The sequence below is a fragment of the Brevundimonas sp. genome, from assembly GCF_013823285.1.
Taxonomy (GTDB): domain Bacteria; phylum Pseudomonadota; class Alphaproteobacteria; order Caulobacterales; family Caulobacteraceae; genus Brevundimonas.
In genome coordinates this window covers 1-21033 of sequence record NZ_PNLV01000046.1, presented here as the reverse complement: position 1 = coordinate 21033, position 21033 = coordinate 1, and the positions used below count along the sequence as shown (strand labels likewise).

Sequence of the window (21033 nt, the reverse complement as noted above, 5' to 3'; positions counted from 1 at the left end):
CGGAAGAGCGCATCACCCCGCCCGACTTCGGGGGCTCTGGCGCCGGCGGATTGGTGGAGGCCGAGGCCCGGATTTCGGGGTCGATGGTCATTTCAGCGAAACATCCGGGATGGCGCGTTGATGGCCCTTAGCGCGCTTCGGCGCGGCGGGGAACGGCGGCCTTGCGGCCCAGCTCGGAGACGTCGCGGGCGCTGGCCCGGGCGCGGATCAGCGGGCGACCGCGCGGACTGGGCGGCGGGGCCTGATCCATCACCGCCTCCAGCGCCGCGCGGATGGCGTCCAGCCGCCTGTCGCCGGTGATCTTCTCGCCGCTGTCGGTGGTGACATAGAAGGAATCCGCCGCCCGCTCGCCGAAGGTGACCACGTGGGCCGAGCGGATGGACAGGCCCAGATCGGCCAGGGCGCGGGACAGCTGGGCCAGCAGGCGCGGGCGGTTGGCGCCGGACACCTCAATCACCGTGGCGGTCTCGGACGCCGCATTGTCGATCATCACCACCGGGCGCACGTCGAAGGCGGCGCGGCGGGGGCTGGCAGGGGCGGCCGGGTCGGCGGGGGTGACCGCGCCGCCGCGCCCGACCCGCTCCAGCGCCGCCAGCAGACGGCGCAGGCGGCGCGGCTCGGCCAGGCCGTAGGGCTCGCCCGCCCCGTCCTGCAGCTGGAAGATATCCAGCGCCATGCCGTCGGCGGCGGTGGTCACCCGCGCGCCCACGATGTCGGCGCCCAGATCCGCCATGACCCCGGCGATCAGGGCGAACAGGCCGGGGCGGTCGGTGGCGGCGATGGCCACCTCGGCGGCCTGGTTGTCGGACGGGCCCGCCATGGCGGCGGCGCCGTCGCGCCGCGCGCGCTCGATCAGGGCGTCATAGGCGGCCATGGGGCGGCTGAGGGGATCGTCCATCTCGGCGGCGTCGCCCCGGAACTGGCGCTCGGTGTGGCGATACAGGTCGCGCATCAGCTGGCCTTTCCAGCCGTTCCAGACCCCGGGGCCGACGGCGCGGATGTCGGCCACGGTCAGCACCAGCAGCATGCGCAGCCGCTCCAGATCGCCCACGATCTCGGCGAAGGCGCGCACCGTAGCCGGATCCGAAACATCGCGTTTCTGGGCGTAGTCGGACAGGGTCAGGTGCTGGCGCACCAGCCAGGCCACCAGTTCGGCCCGGCGCGGGTCCAGCCCCAGCCGCTCGCAGGCCCGGCGCGCGGCGATGGCGCCGTCCTCCAGCTGGCCCCGGTCGCCGCCTTTGCCCACGTCGTGCAGCAGCATGGCCAGCATCAGCACCGCATGATCCCGGATCAGCGGCATGAGGGACGAGGCCAGGGGATGGTCGTCCTTCAGCTTGCCCCGGGCGATGTCGTTGATGACGCCGATGGCCTGCAGGGTGTGCTCGTCCACCGTGTAGGCGTGATACATATTGAACTGGGTCTGGCCGACGATGCGGCCCCATTCCGGCAGGAACCGGCCCAGCAGCCCCGTCTCGTTCATCAGGGTCAGCACCCGGTACGGACGGTCGCCGTCCGCCAGGATGTCCAGAAACGCCGCCGAGGCCGCCGGATCGCGGCGCAGCTTCGGCGTGACCAGATTCAGCGACCGGGTGACGGCGGAGAAGGCGTCGGGGTGCAGGTCCAGGTCGTGGCGATCGGCCAGCTGGAAAAGGGTCAGCAGCCGCAGGGGCTCGGCCGCGAACACGTCCGGACCCGTGATCGACAGGCGGCCGTGATCCTCCACGAAGCCCGGCTCGCCCAGCTGGCGACGGCGGCGGGGGATCAGGCGGGTGAGGCTCAGGGCCCGTTTCTGGCCGCGCTCCTCCAGCTTGGCGGAGAGGGCGCGGGTCAGGCCGCCCACGTCCCGGGCCACCAGAAAATAGCGGCGCATGAAGCGCTCCACCGCCGGTTCGTCGCCCCGGCCCTGCCAGCCCATGCGCCGGGCCACCTCGGGCTGCAGGTCGAAGGTCAGCTTCTCCTCAGCCCGCCCGGCGGTGCGGTGCAGGTGATGGCGGACCCGCCACAGGAAGTCGAAGGACTCCTCGAAGGTGCGCCGTTCGCGGCCGGTCAGCAGACCCTCCAGCGCCTCGGCCCCCAGCAGGCTGTCGGGGGTCAGGCGGCGGGCGATCCAGAACAGGGCGTTGAGGTCGCGCAGGCCGCCCTTGCCGTCCTTGATGTTGGGCTCGACCCGGTACCGCACGGCGCCCGCGCGGGAGTGGCGCTGGTCCCGCTCCTTCAGCTTGGCGGCGATGAAGGCGCGGGGGTCGGTCTTCGTCATCTCGCGGCGGAACACCTTGAGGAAGGCGTCGGCCATGACCGCGTCGCCGGCCAGAAAGCGCGCCTCCAGCAGGGAGGTCTGGATGGTCATGTCGTCCCGGGCCAGGGTCAGGGCCTCGTTCATGGTGCGCGAGGCGACGCCCACCTTGGCCCCCAGATCCCACAGCACATAGAGCATGAAGCCGGTGACCCGCTCGATGCGCTCGCCGGCCCGGGCCGGGCGCAGGAACAGCAGGTCCAGGTCCGAATAGGGCGCCAGCACGCCGCGCCCGTAGCCGCCGGTGGCCAGCAGGGCCAGCTTGCCGTCCTCGTCGACACTGTCGGACGGGTGCAGGATCTGGGTGGTGAAGCGCCACAGGGCCTGCAGCATCTCGTCCGCCGCGCCGGAGAACAGGCGCGCCACCTCGACCCCGCCTGTCCCCGACGCCAGTTTCGACGCCGCCTTCTCGCGGCCCGCGCTCCAGTGCTCCGACAGGACCGCCGCCACCTCGGCGCGAACGTCCGCTGCGTCCTTCAGGGCCGCCAGCCGGTCATCGAGGGCGATCCGGGTCACGGGCGGGCCAGACCTTTCAGGCGATACAGCGCCTCCAGCGCCTCGCGCGGGCTGAGCTCGTCGGGATTGATGGCGGCCAGGGCCTCGTCCGTGGGGGACGGACCGAACACGGGCTCTGGCTCGTGCACCGCGAACAGGGGCAGGTCGTCCAGCCGGACGCTGGAGGCCTTGTCGGCCTCAAGCCGGTCCAGCACCTCGCGAGCGCGGCCCACCACCGACGAGGGCACCCCCGCCAGCTTGGCCACCTGCACGCCGTAGGACCGGTCCGCCGCGCCGGGCGCCGCCTCGTGCAGGAAGACCAGCTCGCCGTTCCACTCGCGGGCCTTCATGGACAGGTTGCAGACGTGGTCCAGCCGCTCCTCCAGCCGGGCCAGCTCATGATAGTGGGTGGCGAACAGGGTGCGGGCGCGATTGGTCTCGTGCAGGGCCTCGGCCACGGCCCAGGCGATGGCCAGACCGTCATAGGTGGCGGTGCCCCGGCCGATCTCGTCCAGCACCACGAAGCTGCGGTCTGTGGCCTGGGTCAGGATGGCGGCGGTCTCGACCATCTCCATCATGAAGGTGGAGCGGCCCCGCGCCAGATCGTCGCCCGCGCCGACGCGGCTGAACAGCCGGTCCACCGCGCCCAGCTTCATGGATTTCGCCGGCACGAAGGCGCCGGCCTGGGCCAGCACCACCAGCAGGGCGTTCTGGCGCAGGAAGGTGGACTTGCCCGCCATGTTGGGGCCGGTGACGATGGAGAGGCGCGCGCAGTCCGCGCCAGAGCCGTCCAGGGCGCAGTTGTTGGGCGTATAGGGATCGCCGGCGCGGGTGACCGCCGCCTCGACCACCGGATGGCGGCCGCCGGAGACCTGAAAGATCAGCGAGCCGTCCACATGAGGGCGCACGGCGCCCGCCTCGACGGCCCATTCAGCGAGAGCGGCGGCAGCGTCCAGCTCGGCCAGGGCGTCGGCCACGGCCTGCAGCGGGGCGGCCAAGTCGGCGACCGTGCGGCGCCAGCTCTCGAAGATCTCCCCCTCCATGGCCAGGGCGCGGGCGCCGGCCTGGCTGATCTTCGCGTCCAGCTCGGACAGCTCCACAGTGGTGAAGCGGACCTGATTGGCCAGGGTCTGGCGGTGAATGAAGGGGCTGTCGGCCTGCGGGCGCAGCAGCGGTTCGGCGTTCTTCGCGCTGGTTTCGAGGAAATAGCCCAGCACCGCGTTGTGCTTGACCTTGAAGGCCACGCCGGATTCGGTCTGGGCGCGCTGCTCCAGATCCACGATCACCTTGCGGCTGTCGTCGCGCAGGGTGCGCACGGCCTCCAGCTCGGGCCGCCAGCCGGGGCGCACCAGACCGCCGTCGCGGGCCAGATGGGGCGGTTCGTCCACCAGCCCCTCCTGCAGATCGATCAGCAGGGCGCCCGTGTCGGGCGTGGGCGACAGGTCCGACAGCCGGTCCTCGATCTCGGCGGGCGGGCCGGTCAGGGGGTCGGGGGATCGGGCGAACAGGGCGGAGACGGCCTCGGCGGTCTTCAGGCCCGAGCGGACGGCGGCCAGATCGCGGGGGCCGCCCCGCCCCAACGCCAGCCGGGTCACGGCCCGGGCCACGTCGGCCGAGCCGGACAGGACCTCACGCAGATCCCGGCGCAGGTCCCGGCGTTCCAGCAGCCACTCCACGGCGTCCAGTCGATGATTGATGGCCGCCGGGTCGCGCAGGGGCCGGGTGATGCGCTCGGCCAGCGCGCGGCCGCCGGCGGAGGTGATGGTGCGGTCGACGCAGGCCAGCAGGCTGCCTTCGCGGGCGCCGGACTGGGCGCGGTCGATCTCCAGGCTGGTGCGGGTGGCCGGATCGATGGCCACCCAGCCGGCCCGGGCCGCGCGGCGGGGCGCCTTGAGCGCCGGCAGCCGGCCCGCCTGGGTGGTCTCCAGATAGGCGGCGGCGAGGCCCAGGGCGGAGACCTCGGCCTCTTCAAAAGCGCCGAAACCGTCCAGGGTGGCGACGCCGTAGAGGCGCTGGACCCGATCGCGGGCCGCAGCCGGCTCGGCCAGCCCCTGCGCCAGGGCCTGGACCACCCCGCCCGAGCCGTCCAGGGCAGCGCGGATGTCATCGTCGGAGAACAGCCGGTCCGGCACCAGCACCTCGGACGGGCGGAAGGCGGCCAGATTGGCGGCGAGATCGCCGGGATCGCTGACGATGGTCTCCACCTGGCCGGTGGACAGCTCCACCACCGCCACGGCGGCGCGGCCGCGCCGGACCGACACCGCCGCCAGCCGGTTCGAGCCCCTGGCGTCCAGCAGGGAGTCCTCGGTCAAGGTGCCGGGGGTGATGACCCGAACCACGTCGCGGCGGACCACGGCCTTGGAGCCGCGCTTCCGGGCCTCGGCCGGATCCTCCAGCTGTTCGCAGACGGCGACCTTGAACCCTTGGCGGATCAGGCGGGCGATGTAGCCCTCGGCGGCGTGGAACGGCACCCCCGCCATGGGGATGTCCTCGCCCTTGTGCAGACCCCTTTTGGTCAGGGTGATGCCCAGCGCCGCCGCCGCCTTCTGCGCGTCCTCGAAGAACAGCTCGTAGAAATCGCCCATGCGGAAGAACAGCAGGGAATCCGGGTGCCGCGCCTTGGCGTCCAGGAATTGGGCCATGACCGGCGTCACGCCCGGGTCGGGCGTGATCGGGCGGGCGTCGGTCGGCTGTTTGACGGGGGCGTTCATGAAGCACGCAGGGTGACGGATCGCGGGGGCGCGCTCAAGGCTGACGACGCCCTGGCCGCCACGGGATCGTGGACGAATGTCAGCCGGTCAGGGTCCGGGCCAGAATCTGGCGCATCTGGGCCACAGCGGCTGGGGACAGGCGACCCTGAACGCCGCGCCTGTCCTCGGGCAGGTGGCCGCCGGGCGGATCATCCGCATCGAACACGAAGGCGTCGAACATGGCCCGCCACGCCTCGCGCTGGGATGGGGGCAGGTCGCGGACGCCCAGCATGGCGTGGATCAGGGCGCCCATGGGCGCGGTCGGAGCCTCGGCAGCGTTCCACCAGTAGTTCACCAGCACGCTGAAGCGGTCCAGCGACTGGACGTGGTGCCACCACAGATAGGGGATGAACAGGGCGTCGCCGGGCTCCAGATCCGCCACCTCGGCGGCGGCCCAGGCCTCGGCGAAGCGAGGGTGGCGATCCAGATCCGGCTCCACCACCGACGCCATGCTGACCGGCGGCCCGGCCGGGGTGCGCTCAAAGGGGCCGATGTAGAGGTTTTGCGTCTGGTCTGGCGGAAACAGGATGACGCGGCGCCGACCCGCCACGGCGCAGGCGATGTTGTCGTTCATGTCGTGATGGGTGTGGACCGTCGCCGCGTTGCCGATCCACAGGCGCGGAAACACCTCTTCGCCAAGCAGGGGTGAAGGATTGGCCCGGGCGAAACCGGGCAGGGCGTGCGGCTCGGGGATCGACTGCATGGCAACGGCGGGCGGGGCGTCCTTGTCCCTGAGCGCCAGAAGCCGGTCCAGCACAGACCCGACGGTGGCCTCACGCTGAGTGAAATTCATCCCCGTCATGCCGTCATTGTAGAAGAAGCGCCCCTCCACCTCGGGCGGGGCTTCGGCGAACCGGACCGGCGCGCCCGTATCGAAACCCCGGACGTGGTCGGCCAGGGCCTCGGGCGATTTCAGCCCCGCCCGGACCGCGGGCCAGTCGCCGACGAGGCCCCGCAGGATCGCGGGTCGGGCGGCCGGCAGAATTTCAGTCCGAAAGGTCTCGGCGGTGACGTCCCGGAACTCGGGTGTACTGCGGTCGGGTACTGGGGAGGACATGGTCAGAACCCTAGAGCCTGTGGTCACTTGCGCAAGGTCAGGACCCCTGCCACAAGCGCGGCAGGCGGTTTAAGGGAACGCGGTCAGACACCGCGGCTGTGCCCGCAACTGTAGGCGGTTAGGCCGTCGTCCGACCCCTGTCTTCGGACAGGGCGCCACTGGAGCGATCCGGGAAGGCGAGGACGGCGGGTCGACTTTTCAGGTCGGCCTTTGCCTGTGATCCGCAAGCCAGGAGACCTGGCCGCCGACGTCGCTCGTCCGCTGTCCGGGACCAGACAGAGGCGCGGGGACTGATCCGTCGAAGCGACCCGATCCGGCGCCGTCCTGTCTAGCGACAAGGGCGGATTGGTCGCTTTGAACGCCGCCGCGCGCGCCGCGCGGGGGCTTTATGACGGAGCATCGCCCCATGAGGCGTTCCCTTATCCTGTGTTCGGCCGCATCCGCGGCCCTCTTCGCCCTGCCCGCTTCGGCCGACGACGCCACCGATCTGGACGAAGTCATCATCACCGCCACCCGCATCCCGGCCATCGTGGCCGAGACCCCCGGGGCCCGGGTCATCGACGCGGACGCCATCGCCCGGCGCGGCGCCGTGTTCGCCGCCGACATTCTGGCCGACGTGCCCGGGCTGAGCGTCACCCGCTCGGGCGCCTTCAGCGGGCCGGCCAATGTGCGCATCCGGGGCGCCCATCCGGGCAAGACCCTGGTTCTGGTGGACGGCGCCGTGGTCAATGACGTGGCCGACATCGACGGCGCCTTCGATTTCACCGGCTTCGACCTGGGCGACGTGGAGCGCATCGAGGTGCTGTCGGGGCCCCAATCCTCATTGTGGGGGTCCTCGGCCATCGGCGGAGTGATCTCCTTCACGACCCGGGAGCTGGACGGCGTCCGCGCCGAGGCGGAGGCGGGCTCTTACGACACCATCCGGGCCCGTCTGGCGGGCGGCGTGGCCAATGACCGCTTCGCCCTGGGCGCCTTCGTCTCGCACTTCGACACCAGCGGCATTTCTGCGGCCGACGAGGCGGACGGAAACACCGAGGCGGACGGGGCGACCATCACCACCGTCGGCGCCAACGCCCGCTACAGCTTCGGCCCCGCGGTCACCGTTGAGGGCCGCGTCCGCTACAACGAGACCGACGCGGACATCGACGGCTTCCCCGCCCCGACCTACGCCCTGGCCGACACTGACGACAGCATCTCGCGCGAGCAGTTGTCCGGCTTCGCGCGCCTGACGGTCCAGGCCCTGGGGCTGGAGCACCAGTTCAGCGTTTCGGCTTCGGACCTGACACGCCGGACCTTCAGCGCCTTTCCCGCGGTATTCGAGGCGGACCGCCAGGCCTATCGCTGGCAGGCCTCCGGCGATTCCGCCGAGGGCAGGGTCACCTACGCCTTCGGCGCCGAGCACGAGGAGAGCAGCGGCGCCCTGTCCAGCGGGGCCACCGAGGACCTGTCCACGAGCTCGCTTTTCGCCACGGCGCGCATCGACCTGTCGGAGCGGTTCAGCGTGACCGGCGGCATGCGCCATGACGACACCGATGACTTCGGCGACGCGACCACCGGGCGCCTGTCGGCAGCCTATGAGCCGGGCGGCGGCTTCATCCTGTCCGGGGCCTGGGGCACGGGCTTCAAGGCCCCCACCATCAGCCAGGCGGTGTGCGACTACTGCTGGTCGGCGATCCCCTATCCGGACCTGCGCCCCGAGCACGCCGACGGCTATGAAGCGGCTCTGGGCTGGCGATCGGCGAACCGGCGGATCGAAGGGCGCATCACGCTCTATCGCCTGGAGATCGAGGACCAGATCGTCTGGTTCAACGCCTCCGGCGGCAACAGCTTCTACGCCAATGTGGACGAGACCCGCACGGACGGCTTGGAGCTGGAAGGACGCGTGGTCCTGCGGGCCGGGTTGGATCTGGCTGTGGCCTACGCCTGGACCGACGCCGTCGATGTGACGGACGGCTCGCGGCTGCTGCGCGTGCCGGAGCATTCGGGTTCGGTGACCCTGGGCTGGACGGGCGAACGCCTGTCGGGAGCCCTGACCGTGCGGGGTGAAGGCGATCAGGAGGATTCCGGCGGGGTGCGCGACAGCTTCGTCACGGCGAACCTGAACGGCGCCTTCGCGCTGAACGACCGCATCAGCCTGACGGCGCGGATCGAAAACCTCGCCGACACGCACTACCAGCAGGTGCGCGGCTACGGCGAACCGGGCCGCAGCGGCTATGTGGGGATCAGGCTGCGCTACTGACCGCCCGGGGCCCGGCGGCGCTGAGCGTCGCCGGGTCGTCCAGGGCCAGGGCGGACCAATCCAGATCCGGCGCGGGGGCGTGGGCGGCGGCCAGAACGGCGCGCAGCTCGGCCGCCGAGGCCACGGCGACAGACACCGTATCGACCCCCGGCAGCATCAGTCCGTAGGCCAGGGCGGCCTGCATGGGGTCGGCCCGGCTCTCGGCCAGACTGCGGCGCGCCCGCGATACGCCCGAGCCGGCGCGCACCAGATGGGCGGGCAGGTCCTCGCGCGGCGCGAACAGCACGCCGCCGGCGAAGATCGAGCGCAACTGAACCGAAACATCATGGGCCGCCAGACCCTCGATGAGGCCGGAGACGTCCGCCCGTTGGTCCAGCAGATTGCAGGGCAGCTCCACGATGTCGGGGCGGAATCGGCGCGCCAGCAGCTCCGGGCCGTCCTCGACCCGGGCGCACACGCCGATGCGGCGGAACAGGCCCATGTCCCTGAGGCGCTCCAGCCGGTCCCAGAGGGCGCGGCCTTCCGCGCCCGCCAGATCCGAGGCGGACGACACCATGACGGCCTCGCCGCGCGGCAGGCCCATGCGTTCCAGAGAGCGTCGGGCGCGGGCCTCGACCCGGTCCAGTCCTTCGGCGGCCGGAAGGGTGCTGACGGTCACGCGGAATGGACTTGGAAACGGCCAGCACTGGCCCAGCAGGCGCTCGGTGTCGCTGACCGGACGGGTGGCCACCAGGCCGACGCCGCCGTCGGCGGCGGTGCGCAGCAGGGCGCGCACCTGCTCCTCGCGCGAGGCCGGCCCCGGCCCATGGGCGGGGGCCCCCAGCACATTGAGGGCGAGCCGGGACGCTGGTCCGGCGCCGGTCCGTGTTTTGGCCTGAAACGTCACGGGGCGGACCATGCGCCCACAAAGCTTAAGGAGCGCTGATCGGAAGTTTTACAAACCCTTACCCGACAGGGTTTACGAGACGTCAGCGTCCGGCTGGCGGTCCGGGTGCGCAGCCTGAAATGCGGGGTGCGCCGCCGCCTTTTCCGCGATGGCCAGGATGCGGGGAAAGGCGCCCAGCGGCGTGTTGAACCGCTGCGCCGAATAGACCTGCGGGATCAGGCAGCAGTCCGCCAGGGTGGGCGTGTCTGCATAGCACCAGCCGTCGCCGTGCCGGGCGATCAGAGCCTCCAGCGCCTCGAACCCGGCGATGATCCAGCGGGCGGCCCAGGCGTCCGTGGCGGCCTGGTCGGCGCCAAAGGTTTCGCGCAGGGCCTTCAGGACGCGAAGGTTGTTCAGGGGATGGATGTCGCAGGCCACAAGCGACGCCATGGCGCGGACCCGGGCGCGGGCCGTGGCCTCCCGGGGCAGGAGAGGCGGTGCGGGGTGCGTCTCCTCCAGCCACTCCAGGATGGCCGGGCTCTGGGTCAGGACAGAGCCGTCCGTCTCCAGCGCCGGGACAAGCCCCTGCGGATTCATCGAAAGGTAGGCGTCGCTCTTCTGGGCGCCCGTCCTGAGGTCGACGCCCGCCTGCGCATAGGTCAGGCCCTTCAGGTTCAGGGCGATGCGGGTGCGGTAGGAGGTTCCCGAGCGCCAGTAGCCGTGCAGGATCATGGTCCGCCTCTTCAGGTCAGGGTGAAGGCCAGCGGCGCCAGCCCCTCGATCGTCGCCTCGATCCGGTCGCCGCGCACGACAGGACCGACGCCCTCGGGCGTGCCGGTGAAGATCAGGTCGCCCGGCATGAGCCGCCAGAGGCGTGAGGCCTCGGCCACCACCTCGGCGGGGCTCCAGATCATCTGGTCCAGACGGGAGGACTGGCGGGTCTGGCCGTTCACGGTCAGGACGACGGCCCCGCCCGGGCTCGGCAGGGCGCCCAGGGTCAGGGGGCCGCAAGGGGCGGAATGGTCGAACCCCTTGGATGCGTCCCACGGCCGCCCCCGGGACTTGGCCTCGGCCTGGACGTCGCGGCGGGTCAGGTCCACGCCCACGGCCCAGCCGACGATCAGGTCCGCCGCGGCTGCGGGGGACAGATCCGCCCCCTCGCCGCCGACGGCGCAGACCAGCTCCACCTCGTGGTGCAGGTTTTCCGTCGCGGAGGGGAACGGCACGTCAGCCTGCGTGATCAGGGCGTCGCGCGGCTTGGAGAAAAAGAACGGCGTCTCGCGCGCAGGGTCGGCGCCCATCTCGCGGGCGTGGGCGGCGTAGTTCTGGCCTACGCAAAGAATGCGGCGGACGGGGAAGCGCGCGTCACGGCCGAGGATGGGCAGTGCGACGGGGGCGGGCGGATCGAACAGCCAGGTCATGCCTGCGTCCTTACGTCGCCGGGCGTTGTGGCGGAACCCCTCATCCCCTCTGGCGTTGCGATGACGGGGTACCTATTCTCATTTCACCGCCAAGCTAGCCGGAGAGCGCATCATGGCCACCACCAAGGCCCGGGAAGACATCAAGAACGACCTGAAGACCCTCAAGGACGACCTGAAGGTCGGCGCGCGTGAGGAAAGCGCCCGTCTGCGTGAGATCGCCGCCGAGACCGAAGCCCGCGTGCGGGCCAAGTCCGACGAGGTGCGCGAACGCGCTCGCGACTACTACGACCAGGCCCGCGTCCGCGGCCGGGAGTATTACGACGACGCCGCCGAACGGCTGGACGAGGCGCAGCGCGCCCTCGTCGAGCGGGTGCAGGAGCGTCCCATGCAGTCCACCGCCATCGCCCTCGGCGTGGGCGTTGTCCTGGGCCTGCTGCTGGCGGGCCGGCGCCGCTGATGCCGGGCAAGGGGCTGGTCGACAAGGTGGTGGCGGCGGCGATCGCCGCCGCCTTCGTCTTCGTGGCCGTCGTGGCGCTGGGGGCGACGCTCTTCTATCTGCTGCTCATGGTCGTTCCTGCCGCAGCGGCTGCGGCCGTCACGGCGGCGGTCGCCGCCCTCGGGGCGATTATCATCGCCATGACGTTCCTGAACAGGGCGAAGGGCGAAGAGGATGAGGAAGAACCCGCGGGTCTGGGCGAGCGGGCTTTCGTCCTGTTCCGCAACCGCCCCGTGCTGGCCACCGTCGCCGCGCTTGCCGGCGGATGGATCTTCCTGAGGAACCCGGCGCTGGCCTCAATGGTCGCGGCGGCTTTCACCGAGAGCAGTCGCGGACGGCGTCGCTGATTGGAACAGTGACGCTCGCGGAGCGTTGATGCCGCAGGTCCGGCGCAAGGTCGCGACCTTTGATCTTAACCGCTTCGGAGGCGCCACCCATGATTCGCTGGGCCATAATTTTCCTGGTGATCGCCCTGATCGCCGCTGTTCTGGGCTTCGGCGGCATCGCGAACTTCTCGTTCGAGATCGCCAAATTCATCGCCGTCATCGCCATCATCCTGTTCGTCATCGCCCTGGTGGCCGGCGGACTGAGAGGGCGAGGCCCGAGAGTCTAGACGACCACCAGTCGTCAAAGGAAAGGCCGCGGGAGCGATCCCGCGGCCTTTTATTTCGCCCCGCCGCGACGGGGCAGGGTCCAGGCGCGGCTGTCCACGAAGGAGCCCTTCTCCCACGCCATGGCGGTCACGGTGATCGCGTTCTCGTCCCAGTCGATGCGGTTGAAACTCGGCGGCGCCCCCCGTTCGCGGTGTGACAGGGTCCCGCAGCCCACGGCGTAGGAAAACTGATCGCCCGCCTGCAGCGGCAGGGCGAAGGGCTGATGAGTGTGGCCGGTGGTGATGAGATCGACGCCCGCCTCTGTGAAGATGTGGGCGGCCTTCTTGCCCCGAATGACGTCGCCGGTCATGGGGGTGCCGATCATCTCCACCAGGGGGTGGTGACAGGCCAGGATACGCAGGGCGCTCCGGGGCGCACTGCGCAGGGCCTGGGCCGCGCGCCGGGTCTGGTCCAGATCGATGACGCCCTTGGACCAGTTCAGTCTCGCCTGCCAGCCGCGCGCGGTGGTCACGCCGCGCACCATCAGGCCCTCGGCCCGGAACTCGTGATCGTGCGCTGGGTGGCCCGTGGCGCGCTCGAACCGACGCCAGGGCCAGAATAGCCGGTCCAGCACGTTCCAGTAAGGAACGTCGTGATTGCCGACGGTGACGAAAACCGGCTCGGGCATCGCCTTGATCCAGCGCGCGGCGGCGTCGAACTCGTTCGTGTAGCCGTTCTGGGTGATGTCCCCGGTTATCAGCACCAGGTCGTTCGGTGTGGCGTGGGCGTAGTCCACCGCAGCGGCGGCGGCGTCCGCGTGCTCACGGCCGAAATGCACATCGGAGAACTGCAGAACCCGGCCCATCAGGCGCCGGTCGCCGTGCGCCGCGCCATCAAACCGTGTCCTCCGCGGCGGGCGGACGCGGGGCCAGGGCGCGGAAGGCCCTGGGCAGGAACCGCACCGTGCTGTCGGCCGGCAACAGGATGGGTTCACCGTCCAGCACCGCCGGAACCCGGGAGCGGGCCGAGACGCGAATGCGGCGGGCCGGCCGGGTCCTGACCGCCGGGTCATGACGCCAGTCGTCGAACAGGGCGTGAGCCGCCAGGCGGAAGGCGTCGGACGCGTCGTGGGGGTTCATCGCCGCCGCCTCCAGACCCACAGGCTCCTCCAGCGCGCGCGAGATCATCGGGCTGATCAGCACCAGGGCCTCGGCCCGCTGGCGCGGCCCACCATCCAGGTCGAAACGGATGCGGCCCGAGAACGCCCGGCGCCAGGCGCGGCGGGCATGGGTCAGGGCCAGTTTCAGCTTGCCGCCGCGCAAGGCCTCCCGGGCCGGGGCCCACAGGGCCGGGGCGCCCAGGATGGCGGCGCAATAGAAGGCGTGGCCGTCCACCTCGCCCCCGGACACATACTGCGGCTCGCCGTCCTCGAGGATGACGCTGAGCGCTTTCTTCCAGTCCGTCGTGCCGTACAGCGCCTTGGGTAGCATGTTCATCGTTCCCCCCGGCAGCGGCGCCACCAGAGGCCCGTCCGGGCCGGCGCGCGAAGCCACGGCCCGGGCTGTGCCGTCGCCGGCCAGCACCACCACAAGATCAGCATCGCCCGACAGGACCTTGTCGATGGTCCGGGCCATGTCCGCGCCTTCCAGCAACACCACCTCGGATTCACAGGCGAAACCCGCCATCAGATCGCGGGCTTCCGCAGCCGCATTGGCGCCGACGCTGCCGGACATGGGGTTGACCAGAACCACCACGTGTTTGATTGGCGCGTGGCAGGTCATGGGTCGGCGCTCGGCGACCGACCCTTTATCTTCCGGTAGCTGTTCTTCGGGCGGCGCGCCCAGAGTGTCTGTCATGCGGGGCGAACGCCCGACGCGCGCCCGCGTTCCAGCCATGGGCCGGCCCATGGCTGGACATGATGCGACGATCGCCCGGCCTTATTCGGATTGAAGCGTCCGGGCGGCCTCATCAGCGCCCTCGCCGAGCGCGGCGCCGGCGCTGTCCGCCGCGTCGGCGGCTTCCGTCAGGGCCTCATCGGTCGCCTCGTCGGCCTGGCCGGTGATGTCCTTGATCTGCTCCCAGCCCGCGGTGATCCAGCCGTCGATCATGGCGCCGCCCTCAGCCACGGACCGTTCCTTGATGCCCAGAACCGCCGTCAGGGCGCCGAACAACGCCAGCAGGGTGATGATGAAGCCCACCACCGGCGGACCGCCGCGACGGCGCTTGCTTCGCGCCCAGACCGGGCCCCCATCGTCCTCGGCCATCCGGACAGGTTCGGAAAAACGCATGAAAAACCCCCCATTCAACACGCCGCGTCACCGCGCCGCAGAACACCCCGGATCGCCTCGGACGACCCGGTGAAATGTTTAACGTAACCTTAACCACAATCATAGTCAGGGAACCGGAGCCGTAATCCAGCGTTCTCGCCTCGGGGGCGACTTACTCGGACCGAAGGGACATCCAATGAAAAAGATCATGATCGCGATTGCAGGAGCCGGCTTGCTGGCCAGCGCCTGCGCCAGCGACCCGTACGGCAACACCAATCAGACCGTTCGCCAGGGCGCCATCGGCGCCGCCATCGGCGCGGCTGCAGGACAGATCATCGGCGGCAACACCGAGGCCACCGTCGCCGGTGCGGCCATCGGCGGCGCCGTGGGCGCGATCCGGGGCTCGTCCCAGGATCGCCAGAACCAGCAGCGCTATCGCGCCGCGAACGGCCAGTACTACTACTGCTACGACAATCGTCAGACCGAGTGCTATTGGGAAGATGGCACGCGCGTCCGCTGGTAAGCTGTTTCAGGCCTTCGGGTGAAACGGATGAAGGGCGGTCCCGACGCGGGCCGCCCTTTTTCATGGGGAAGAATTGGGAGGGGACAGATGATGCGTTTCAGGATTGCGGCGGCGGCGGCGGTGGCGGCCATGGCGGTTTCGGGCTGCGGCGCGAACGGGCTGTGGGACCGGTCCGGGCTGATCGCGGACACGGCGGGCTGCACCGAGCAGCGGCTGGACATCTATTTTGACGAGGGTCAGGCGCGCCTGACCCAGCCGGCGCAGCAGATGATCGCCATGACGGGCGAGCGGCTGCAGGGGTGCCGGGTCGAGGGCGTGGACGTGATCGGCCTGGCCAGTTCGACCGGCGACTCCGCCAGCAACCAGACCCTGTCGGAGCGGCGCGCAAGGGCGGTGGCGGACGCCCTGATCGAGGCCGGCTGGCCAAGCCCGAGGTTCACCCTGTCGGCGGGCGGCGATGCGGGGGCGACCACCGACGGCGGCCTGGCCGAGCCCCTGCGGCGGCGCACCGAGATCGTCATCCACGCCCGGCCGCAATAGCCGGAGCCGCGACCCATAGAAAAAAGGCCCGCCCTGTCGAGGGGCGGGCCTTTTGCAAGATCGATCACATCGATCAGTAGCGGTAGTGGTCCGGCTTGAACGGGCCGGTGGTCGGCACGCCGATGTACTCGGACTGCTCCTTGTTGAGCACGGTCAGCTTCGCGCCCAGCTTGTCCAGGTGCAGGGCCGCGACCTTCTCGTCCAGATGCTTGGGCAGGACGTAGACCTGGTTCTCGTAGGACGACAGGTTGGTGTGCAGCTCGATCTGGGCCAGGGTCTGGTTGGTGAAGGACGCCGACATGACGAAGGACGGGTGGCCCGTGGCGTTGCCCAGGTTCACCAGACGACCCTTGGACAGCAGGATGATCTTGTTGCCGCCGGGGAACTCGATGTGGTCCACCTGCGGCTTGATCTCGTCCCACTTCATGTTTTTCAGGCCCGCGACCTGGATCTCGGAATCGAAGTGGCCGATGTTGCAGACGATGGCGTTGTGACGCATCCGGCGCATGTGATCGACGGTGATCACGTCCTTGTTGCCGGTGGCGGTGACGAAGATGTCGGCCTTGTCGCACACGTCGTCCAGGGTCTGGACGTCATAGCCTTCCATGGCCGCCTGCAGGGCGCAGATGGGGTCGATCTCGGTGACGATGACCCGGGCGCCGCCCTGGCGCAGCGAGGCGGCCGAGCCCTTGCCCACGTCGCCGTAGCCGCAGACCACGGCCACCTTGCCCGACAGCATCACGTCGGTGCCGCGGCGGATGGCGTCCACCAGCGACTCGCGACAGCCGTACAGATTGTCGAACTTGGACTTGGTGACGCTGTCGTTGACGTTGATGGCCGGGTACGGAAGCTCGCCCTTCTTCGCCAGCTCGTACAGGCGGTGCACGCCGGTGGTGGTCTCCTCGGACACGCCCTTGATGGCGTCGCGGATGGCCGAATAGAAGCCGGGCTTCTCCTTCAGGTACCGCTTCATCACCGAGAACAGGGCTTCCTCTTCCTCGTTCTGGGGATTGTCCAGAACCGAGGCGTCCTTCTCGGCCTTGGGGCCCAGCACGGTCAGCAGGGTGGCGTCGCCGCCGTCGTCCAGGATCAGGTTGGGATAGCCGCCGTCGGACCATTCGAAGATCCTGTGGGCGTAGTCCCAGTACTCCTCAAGCGTTTCGCCCTTGGTGGCGAACACCGGGGTGCCGGACGCGGCGATGGCGGCGGCGGCGTGGTCCTGGGTCGAATAGATGTTGCACGAGGCCCAGCGCACGTCGGCGCCCAGGGCTTCCAGCGTCTGGATCAGCACGGCGGTCTGGATCGTCATGTGCAGCGAGCCGGCGATGCGCGCGCCCTTCAGCGGCTGGGCCTTGCCGTACTCGTCACGCAGGGCCATCAGACCCGGCATTTCGGTTTCGGCGATCTCGATCTCCTTGTTGCCCCAGTCGGCGAGGGAGATGTCGCGGACGATGTAGTCGACCATGTTCGTTCCTGACGTGTCTTGAAGGTTTGAGCGCGCTATAGCGGTCCGGACCGCGCGGGGCAACAAACATATAAGGATGTCTTTATATGTTTAAGAATGCGTGGAGGGGCGGCTATGGGATGTGGGACCCTGAGATCGTGTGGTTGAACGCCCCCGTCTTCGTCATCGCCGGGCTTGTCCCGGCGATCCATACGCGCCGACAGGGCACGGCGCGCCCGGGCGGGTCCGTGATCATGGATTCCCGGCACAAGGCCGGGAATGACGGATGTGTTGAGGTGGGACGTGTGAGGATGAACCCATGACCGAACCCCTCGTGCCCGAGGACGAGCTGGAGTTCCGGTATTTCCGCGCGGGCGGGCCGGGCGGGCAGAACGTCAACAAGGTGTCCACCGCCGTGCACATGCGCTTCGACGCGGCCAGGTCGCCGTCGCTGGATGAGGCGGTGCGCACGCGGCTGATGAAGGCGGCGGGCTCGCGCCTGACCAATGAGGGCGTCATCCAGATCACGGCCACGCGCTTCCGCACCCAGGAGCGCAACCGCGACGACGCGGTGGAGCGGCTGAACGCCCTGATCGAGAAGGCCCGCGTGGCCCCGGTGAAGCGCATCCGCACCAAGCCCACCAAGGGGTCCAAGGAACGGCGGCTTCAGGCCAAGGCGGGGCGGTCGAAGATCAAGGCGGCGCGGGGCAAGCCCGGCCTGTCCGACTGAGACGCGGCTTCAGATCAGGGCGTCGGTGGCGGCCTCCACCAGCTCGAACAGGCCGTAGGCCCCGGCCATGACCACGAGCAGCAGGGCGGCGTTGACCGTGTGCTTGATCAGCTTGTAGCGGCGGACGTCGGTCTGTTTCAGGGCCCGGATCCGGGCGCTGATGGGCGCGAGCGAGGCGAACAGGGCGCTGACGAAGCCGCGCTGGTCCTCCGCCGTATTGGGCACCAGCGTCACGGCGGCCAGACGGCGGTAGCCGGCGTTGAACACCCGGCCGAAGACGTTGAGGGGCCGGGCCACGTCGCACATGAGGATCAGGCGGCTGTCGCCCGTGTCGTTGCGGGCCTGATGGGGATAGGTCTCGTCGAAGATGAAGTCCTGACCGTCGCGCCATGATATGGGGACGCCGTCCACCTCGATCAGGCACGCGTCCGCGTTGGGCGTGCGCAGGCCCAGATGATAGCGCAGGGAACAGGCCAGCGGGTCGGCGTGCAGGGTCAGTTCGGACCCGGCGGGCAGGACCGTGAACATGGCGCCCTTCACCTCGGGGATCTGGTTCAGCAGGGCCACGGTGCGCGGGCAGGTGCGCCGGGCCGAGCGGTGGGTGGTCCCGTACCAGGTCAGATAGAATTTGCTCCAGCCGCGCTTGAAGAAGGTGCGGAAGCCCAGGTCGTAGGAGCCGGCCGAGCCCTCGGCCTTGGCCGCCTCGAAGGCGCCGCCGGCCTGCAGCGCCAGCGCCTCGTCGCGGATCACCTGCCAGTTGTCCCGCAGCAGCGCCAGATTGGGCATGCGCTCCGCCGCCGTCACCGGCCCCCGCGCCCACGGGCGGGTGGTCATGTACAGGATGCAGTTCAGCGGCGCGAAGATCGGCCAGGCCTTGCGCAGATACTGGGTCGGCCCGGCCCAGCGGGTGCGCCCGCGCCAGCGATAGACATAAGCGATCGAACACAGCGAATACAGCACCAGCGCAGACAGCGCGACGACACTGAAGCTCATGGATTGTCCCCCGTCCCGGCCGGAGTCTTACGGCCAGGAACGGCATTATCCAAGCGGGATGTGACGGTTTTGGTGGGGGGAGGCGGGCGCGGGTGCGGACTGGCTATGCCCTCAGATTCGTCATTTCGCCCAAATGGGGCCTTCTCGTCCAAAATTGCCGCAGGACACGGTTAATCAACCGCTGCTATGCGTCAAACTATGAGCCAAGCTACCTTCAAGCTCGTCTACGACGGCGACGCCCTGAAAGAGGGCGAGATGGACGTGGCCGATTTGGCGCCGGCCCTGCTGGCGATGGGAGAGTTTGTCCGAGCCTCGGCCCACGCGGTTTATGGCGATGAAGCGCGGGTGTCGGTCAAGGTGAGGGCAACGAACGAAGGTTCGTTCGAGGTGCTGTTCGCCATGGCGGTGGACGCTGCCAGCCATGCTTGGGAGTTCTGGAAAAAAGACGACGTCCAAGCGGCCGCCCAGTTGGCGAGCTTGATGGGGCTGTCGGGTGTTGGCGTGGGCGGCGGGGCGATCTGGGCTATCCGAAAACTGCGCGGTCAGCCGGCGATCCTGAAATCGGCTAGCGAACCGGGGAGTGTGGAGATTGAAACGCCTACCGGCCTGATTGTGGTGCCGGAGGGGGTCGGACGCATCGTTGTTGATCGCGCGGTGCGTTTGGCGCTTGAGCGCCTAGTCGCCGATCCGCTGGAGAAAGAGGGCATAGATACCGTCATTTTCGCCCAAGGCGAGCGGGCCGAAAAAATCCAGGAATTCGAGGCGAGCTGGTTCCGCACGCCTTTAACGATTGAGGCTGACGAGTTTATCAGCCGCTATACGCGTGCGTTCTCAATCATGTCTCTGCACTTCACCGCCGGAAAGAAATGGCGGCTGAGTGATGGCAGGGGACCGGCCAAGCTGATCGCGATTGACGATGAAGACTTCAACGGGAAAGTAGCTCGCAACGAGGTGCGGTTCGCCAAGGGCGATATTCTCATCTGCGAGGTGGTGGAGACGTCACGTCGAACCGACGCTGGCTTCAAGTCTGAATTCGAGATTATCCGCGTGATTGAGCATCGACCTGCACCGGCGTCTCCCCCACAATTACCCCTCGCAGGGTCGTCGGAAAGCTAGGGCTCCAGTTTCAATAGGTACTGCAGCGCGGGCTGACCTGAAATTTCGTCAGTTATCGGCGTCGGCGTTTGGGAGATTAGCGCTTCAGCGACATTCCGCGAGGCCAAGTTCGGTTCGGCAACAACAGCCTCAACATAGATCGGAAGGATGCGCGCGCGACCGAACCCATTACGAATTTCGGCAAGGGCAGACCTTACGACTGCCTTAGCCAATCCCCGGCCACGGAAGGCCGGCGGCACAGCATAGCCAACCATAAAGCACGGCCGACCTTGGAACGGCTCTACGTTCACGAACATGGCCAACGCAGTAACGGTTTCACCTTCCGTGTAGACATACGTCAGGCGCTGAACGCCGGGCGCTGGCTCGTCTCGGTGAAACCGAAGATCAGCATCCAGCTCGCAATTGTGGAGTTGCAGGATGCCGGACGGCAGCACCTCTTGGAATGAGAGCAGGGCGTCATTTGGGTCGGTCATGGAGGCCATGCGGTGAACATAGCTCAACGGCCGTTACTGGCTACTCTCATCATAAGGTAGCCTCTGAAGAATACGGAGCGAGGCCACCTCCCCCTACCCCGCCGGGCGGAACACCAGACCCGCGATCTTGCCGTCGTCGCCGAGGGCGATGAACCAGTCCGTCGCGGCGTTTTCGAACGCAGCGCGGTAGTGCTGGGCGCCCTGGACCTCGCCCTGGCGCTCGAGGGTCTGGAGGGCGCCGAAGCCCTGGATCATGGGGGTGATGGAGGCCTCGCCGGCGCGGACGGCGTCGGCCAGCTCCGGGACCATGTCGTCGTAGTTGGGGGTTCCGGCCTGCAGGGCGGCGATGGTGGTGCGCAGCATGGTTTCTTCCGCCGAGACCTCGGCCTGCGCATGGGCGGCGTGGTCGCCGTGGCCGGCGTGGGTGTCCTGCGCCGCAGCGGCGGCGGGGATCATAGCGATGGCGGCGGCGAACAGGATCGGCTTCATGGGGGTGCTCCGGCTGGGGGTCACGACAGGACGCCCGTGGACAGGATCAGGGCGACGGCGGCCCCGGCGGCGGCGATGATGGATAGCACAGCAGGCCAACGGGCGGCGACCCGGCGCTCGATGACGATGGTTTGCGGCGCGTGGGGCGACTGGGCCCATTTGGACAGGGCGCGCATCGTGTCCAGCCCTTCCTGAACGAAGTCGCGGACCTGGGCCTTTGGCCCCAGCTCGCGCTGGATCCATTGCTCC

At 69.2% G+C, this 21033-nt stretch carries 21 protein-coding genes, 1 pseudogene and 1 riboswitch; of the genes and pseudogenes, 8 read left to right on the top strand and 14 right to left on the bottom strand.

From position 1 onward, the window contains the following. Positions 1–127: 127 nt before the first annotated feature. From glnD to C0461_RS08380, 3 genes are all read right to left on the bottom strand, one after another. The gene (glnD, locus tag C0461_RS08390; RefSeq protein WP_292105715.1) at positions 128–2809 is read right to left on the bottom strand and encodes a [protein-PII] uridylyltransferase; all 2682 of its coding nucleotides are present in this window, start codon (positions 2807–2809) and stop codon (positions 128–130) included. Continuing rightward, positions 2806–5499, bottom strand: coding sequence for a DNA mismatch repair protein MutS (mutS, locus tag C0461_RS08385; RefSeq protein ID WP_292105714.1), 2694 nt, complete (start codon positions 5497–5499; stop codon positions 2806–2808). The genes glnD and mutS overlap by 4 nt, the downstream gene beginning before the upstream one ends. 79 nt (positions 5500–5578) lie before the next feature. Then, positions 5579–6595: a cupin-like domain-containing protein gene (locus tag C0461_RS08380; protein WP_292105713.1), complete on the bottom strand. Its 1017-nt coding sequence runs from the start codon at positions 6593–6595 to the stop codon at positions 5579–5581. A gap of 71 nt (positions 6596–6666) precedes the next feature. Further along, a riboswitch (cobalamin riboswitch) is annotated at positions 6667–6834 on the top strand. A 167-nt stretch (positions 6835–7001) separates the two neighbouring features. Here C0461_RS08380 and C0461_RS08375 point away from each other — a divergent pair. Beyond that, positions 7002–8834 (top strand): TonB-dependent receptor, encoded by a 1833-nt coding sequence (locus tag C0461_RS08375; protein ID WP_292105711.1) that lies wholly within the window; start codon positions 7002–7004, stop codon positions 8832–8834. Here the strand turns inward: C0461_RS08375 and C0461_RS08370 are convergent. The 3 genes from C0461_RS08370 to C0461_RS08360 form a co-directional block, all read right to left on the bottom strand. Continuing rightward, the gene (locus C0461_RS08370) at positions 8818–9720 is read right to left on the bottom strand and encodes an aldo/keto reductase (RefSeq protein WP_292105709.1); all 903 of its coding nucleotides are present in this window, start codon (positions 9718–9720) and stop codon (positions 8818–8820) included. The genes C0461_RS08375 and C0461_RS08370 overlap by 17 nt on opposite strands. Positions 9721–9792: 72 nt before the next feature. After that, positions 9793–10431 (bottom strand): maleylacetoacetate isomerase, encoded by a 639-nt coding sequence (gene maiA / locus C0461_RS08365; RefSeq protein WP_292105708.1) that lies wholly within the window; start codon positions 10429–10431, stop codon positions 9793–9795. Positions 10432–10442: 11 nt separating this feature from the next. Continuing rightward, on the bottom strand, positions 10443–11120 hold the full coding sequence (locus tag C0461_RS08360; protein WP_292105706.1) for a fumarylacetoacetate hydrolase family protein: 678 nt from the start codon (positions 11118–11120) through the stop codon (positions 10443–10445). 112 nt (positions 11121–11232) lie between these two features. Here C0461_RS08360 and C0461_RS08355 point away from each other — a divergent pair, with 112 nt between their 5' ends. The 3 genes from C0461_RS08355 to C0461_RS08345 all read left to right on the top strand — a co-directional run bounded on the left by C0461_RS08355 (position 11233) and on the right by C0461_RS08345 (position 12229). Then, complete coding sequence (locus C0461_RS08355; RefSeq protein ID WP_292105705.1) at positions 11233–11577, top strand: DUF883 domain-containing protein; 345 nt, start codon at positions 11233–11235, stop codon at positions 11575–11577. Next, complete coding sequence (locus C0461_RS08350) at positions 11577–11963, top strand: hypothetical protein (RefSeq protein ID WP_292105703.1); 387 nt, start codon at positions 11577–11579, stop codon at positions 11961–11963. The genes C0461_RS08355 and C0461_RS08350 overlap by 1 nt, the downstream gene beginning before the upstream one ends. A gap of 89 nt (positions 11964–12052) precedes the next feature. Beyond that, positions 12053–12229 (top strand): DUF1328 domain-containing protein, encoded by a 177-nt coding sequence (locus C0461_RS08345; RefSeq protein WP_045318738.1) that lies wholly within the window; start codon positions 12053–12055, stop codon positions 12227–12229. A gap of 50 nt (positions 12230–12279) precedes the next feature. On the opposite strand, the gene C0461_RS08340 is transcribed toward C0461_RS08345, so the two are convergent. The 3 genes from C0461_RS08340 to C0461_RS08330 form a co-directional block, all read right to left on the bottom strand. Then, the gene (locus C0461_RS08340; protein ID WP_292105702.1) at positions 12280–13074 is read right to left on the bottom strand and encodes a metallophosphoesterase; all 795 of its coding nucleotides are present in this window, start codon (positions 13072–13074) and stop codon (positions 12280–12282) included. Positions 13075–13102: 28 nt separating this feature from the next. Beyond that, positions 13103–14065 (bottom strand): diacylglycerol kinase family protein, encoded by a 963-nt coding sequence (locus tag C0461_RS08335; protein ID WP_292105700.1) that lies wholly within the window; start codon positions 14063–14065, stop codon positions 13103–13105. Positions 14066–14146: 81 nt separating this feature from the next. Beyond that, a complete protein-coding gene (locus tag C0461_RS08330; protein ID WP_292105699.1) occupies positions 14147–14497 on the bottom strand; it encodes a hypothetical protein in 351 nt (116 codons plus the stop codon). A 175-nt stretch (positions 14498–14672) separates the two neighbouring features. Between C0461_RS08330 and C0461_RS08325 the strand changes: the two genes are divergently transcribed. Together C0461_RS08325 and C0461_RS08320 are read left to right on the top strand one after the other, a co-directional pair. Continuing rightward, a complete protein-coding gene (locus C0461_RS08325; protein WP_292105698.1) occupies positions 14673–14999 on the top strand; it encodes a YMGG-like glycine zipper-containing protein in 327 nt (108 codons plus the stop codon). A gap of 87 nt (positions 15000–15086) precedes the next feature. Further along, positions 15087–15539, top strand: coding sequence for an OmpA family protein (locus tag C0461_RS08320; RefSeq protein WP_292105696.1), 453 nt, complete (start codon positions 15087–15089; stop codon positions 15537–15539). 73 nt (positions 15540–15612) lie between these two features. Here the strand turns inward: C0461_RS08320 and ahcY are convergent, their stop codons facing one another. Further along, positions 15613–17004 (bottom strand): adenosylhomocysteinase, encoded by a 1392-nt coding sequence (ahcY, locus tag C0461_RS08315; protein ID WP_292105694.1) that lies wholly within the window; start codon positions 17002–17004, stop codon positions 15613–15615. Positions 17005–17302: 298 nt separating this feature from the next. On the opposite strand from ahcY, the gene arfB reads away from it, so the two are divergent. Next, positions 17303–17713: an alternative ribosome rescue aminoacyl-tRNA hydrolase ArfB gene (gene arfB, locus C0461_RS08310; protein ID WP_292105691.1), complete on the top strand. Its 411-nt coding sequence runs from the start codon at positions 17303–17305 to the stop codon at positions 17711–17713. A 9-nt stretch (positions 17714–17722) separates the two neighbouring features. Here arfB and C0461_RS08305 read toward each other — a convergent pair whose 3' ends face one another. Beyond that, positions 17723–18706 carry an aspartyl/asparaginyl beta-hydroxylase domain-containing protein gene (locus C0461_RS08305; protein ID WP_292105675.1) on the bottom strand — a complete coding sequence of 328 codons (984 nt, stop codon included), beginning with the start codon at positions 18704–18706 and terminating at the stop codon, positions 17723–17725. Positions 18707–18904: 198 nt separating this feature from the next. Here C0461_RS08305 and C0461_RS08300 point away from each other — a divergent pair, with 198 nt between their 5' ends. Continuing rightward, positions 18905–19822: a hypothetical protein gene (locus tag C0461_RS08300; protein ID WP_292105673.1), complete on the top strand. Its 918-nt coding sequence runs from the start codon at positions 18905–18907 to the stop codon at positions 19820–19822. Here C0461_RS08300 and C0461_RS08295 read toward each other — a convergent pair. From C0461_RS08295 to C0461_RS08285, 3 genes and pseudogenes are all read right to left on the bottom strand, one after another. Then, positions 19819–20322: a GNAT family protein gene (locus C0461_RS08295; protein WP_292105670.1), complete on the bottom strand. Its 504-nt coding sequence runs from the start codon at positions 20320–20322 to the stop codon at positions 19819–19821. The genes C0461_RS08300 and C0461_RS08295 overlap by 4 nt on opposite strands. Positions 20323–20388: 66 nt before the next feature. Then, positions 20389–20784 (bottom strand): hypothetical protein, encoded by a 396-nt coding sequence (locus C0461_RS08290; RefSeq protein WP_292105666.1) that lies wholly within the window; start codon positions 20782–20784, stop codon positions 20389–20391. Positions 20785–20804: 20 nt separating this feature from the next. Then, a pseudogene (locus C0461_RS08285) lies at positions 20805–21033 on the bottom strand (ubiquinone biosynthesis protein UbiB); the annotation flags it as partial.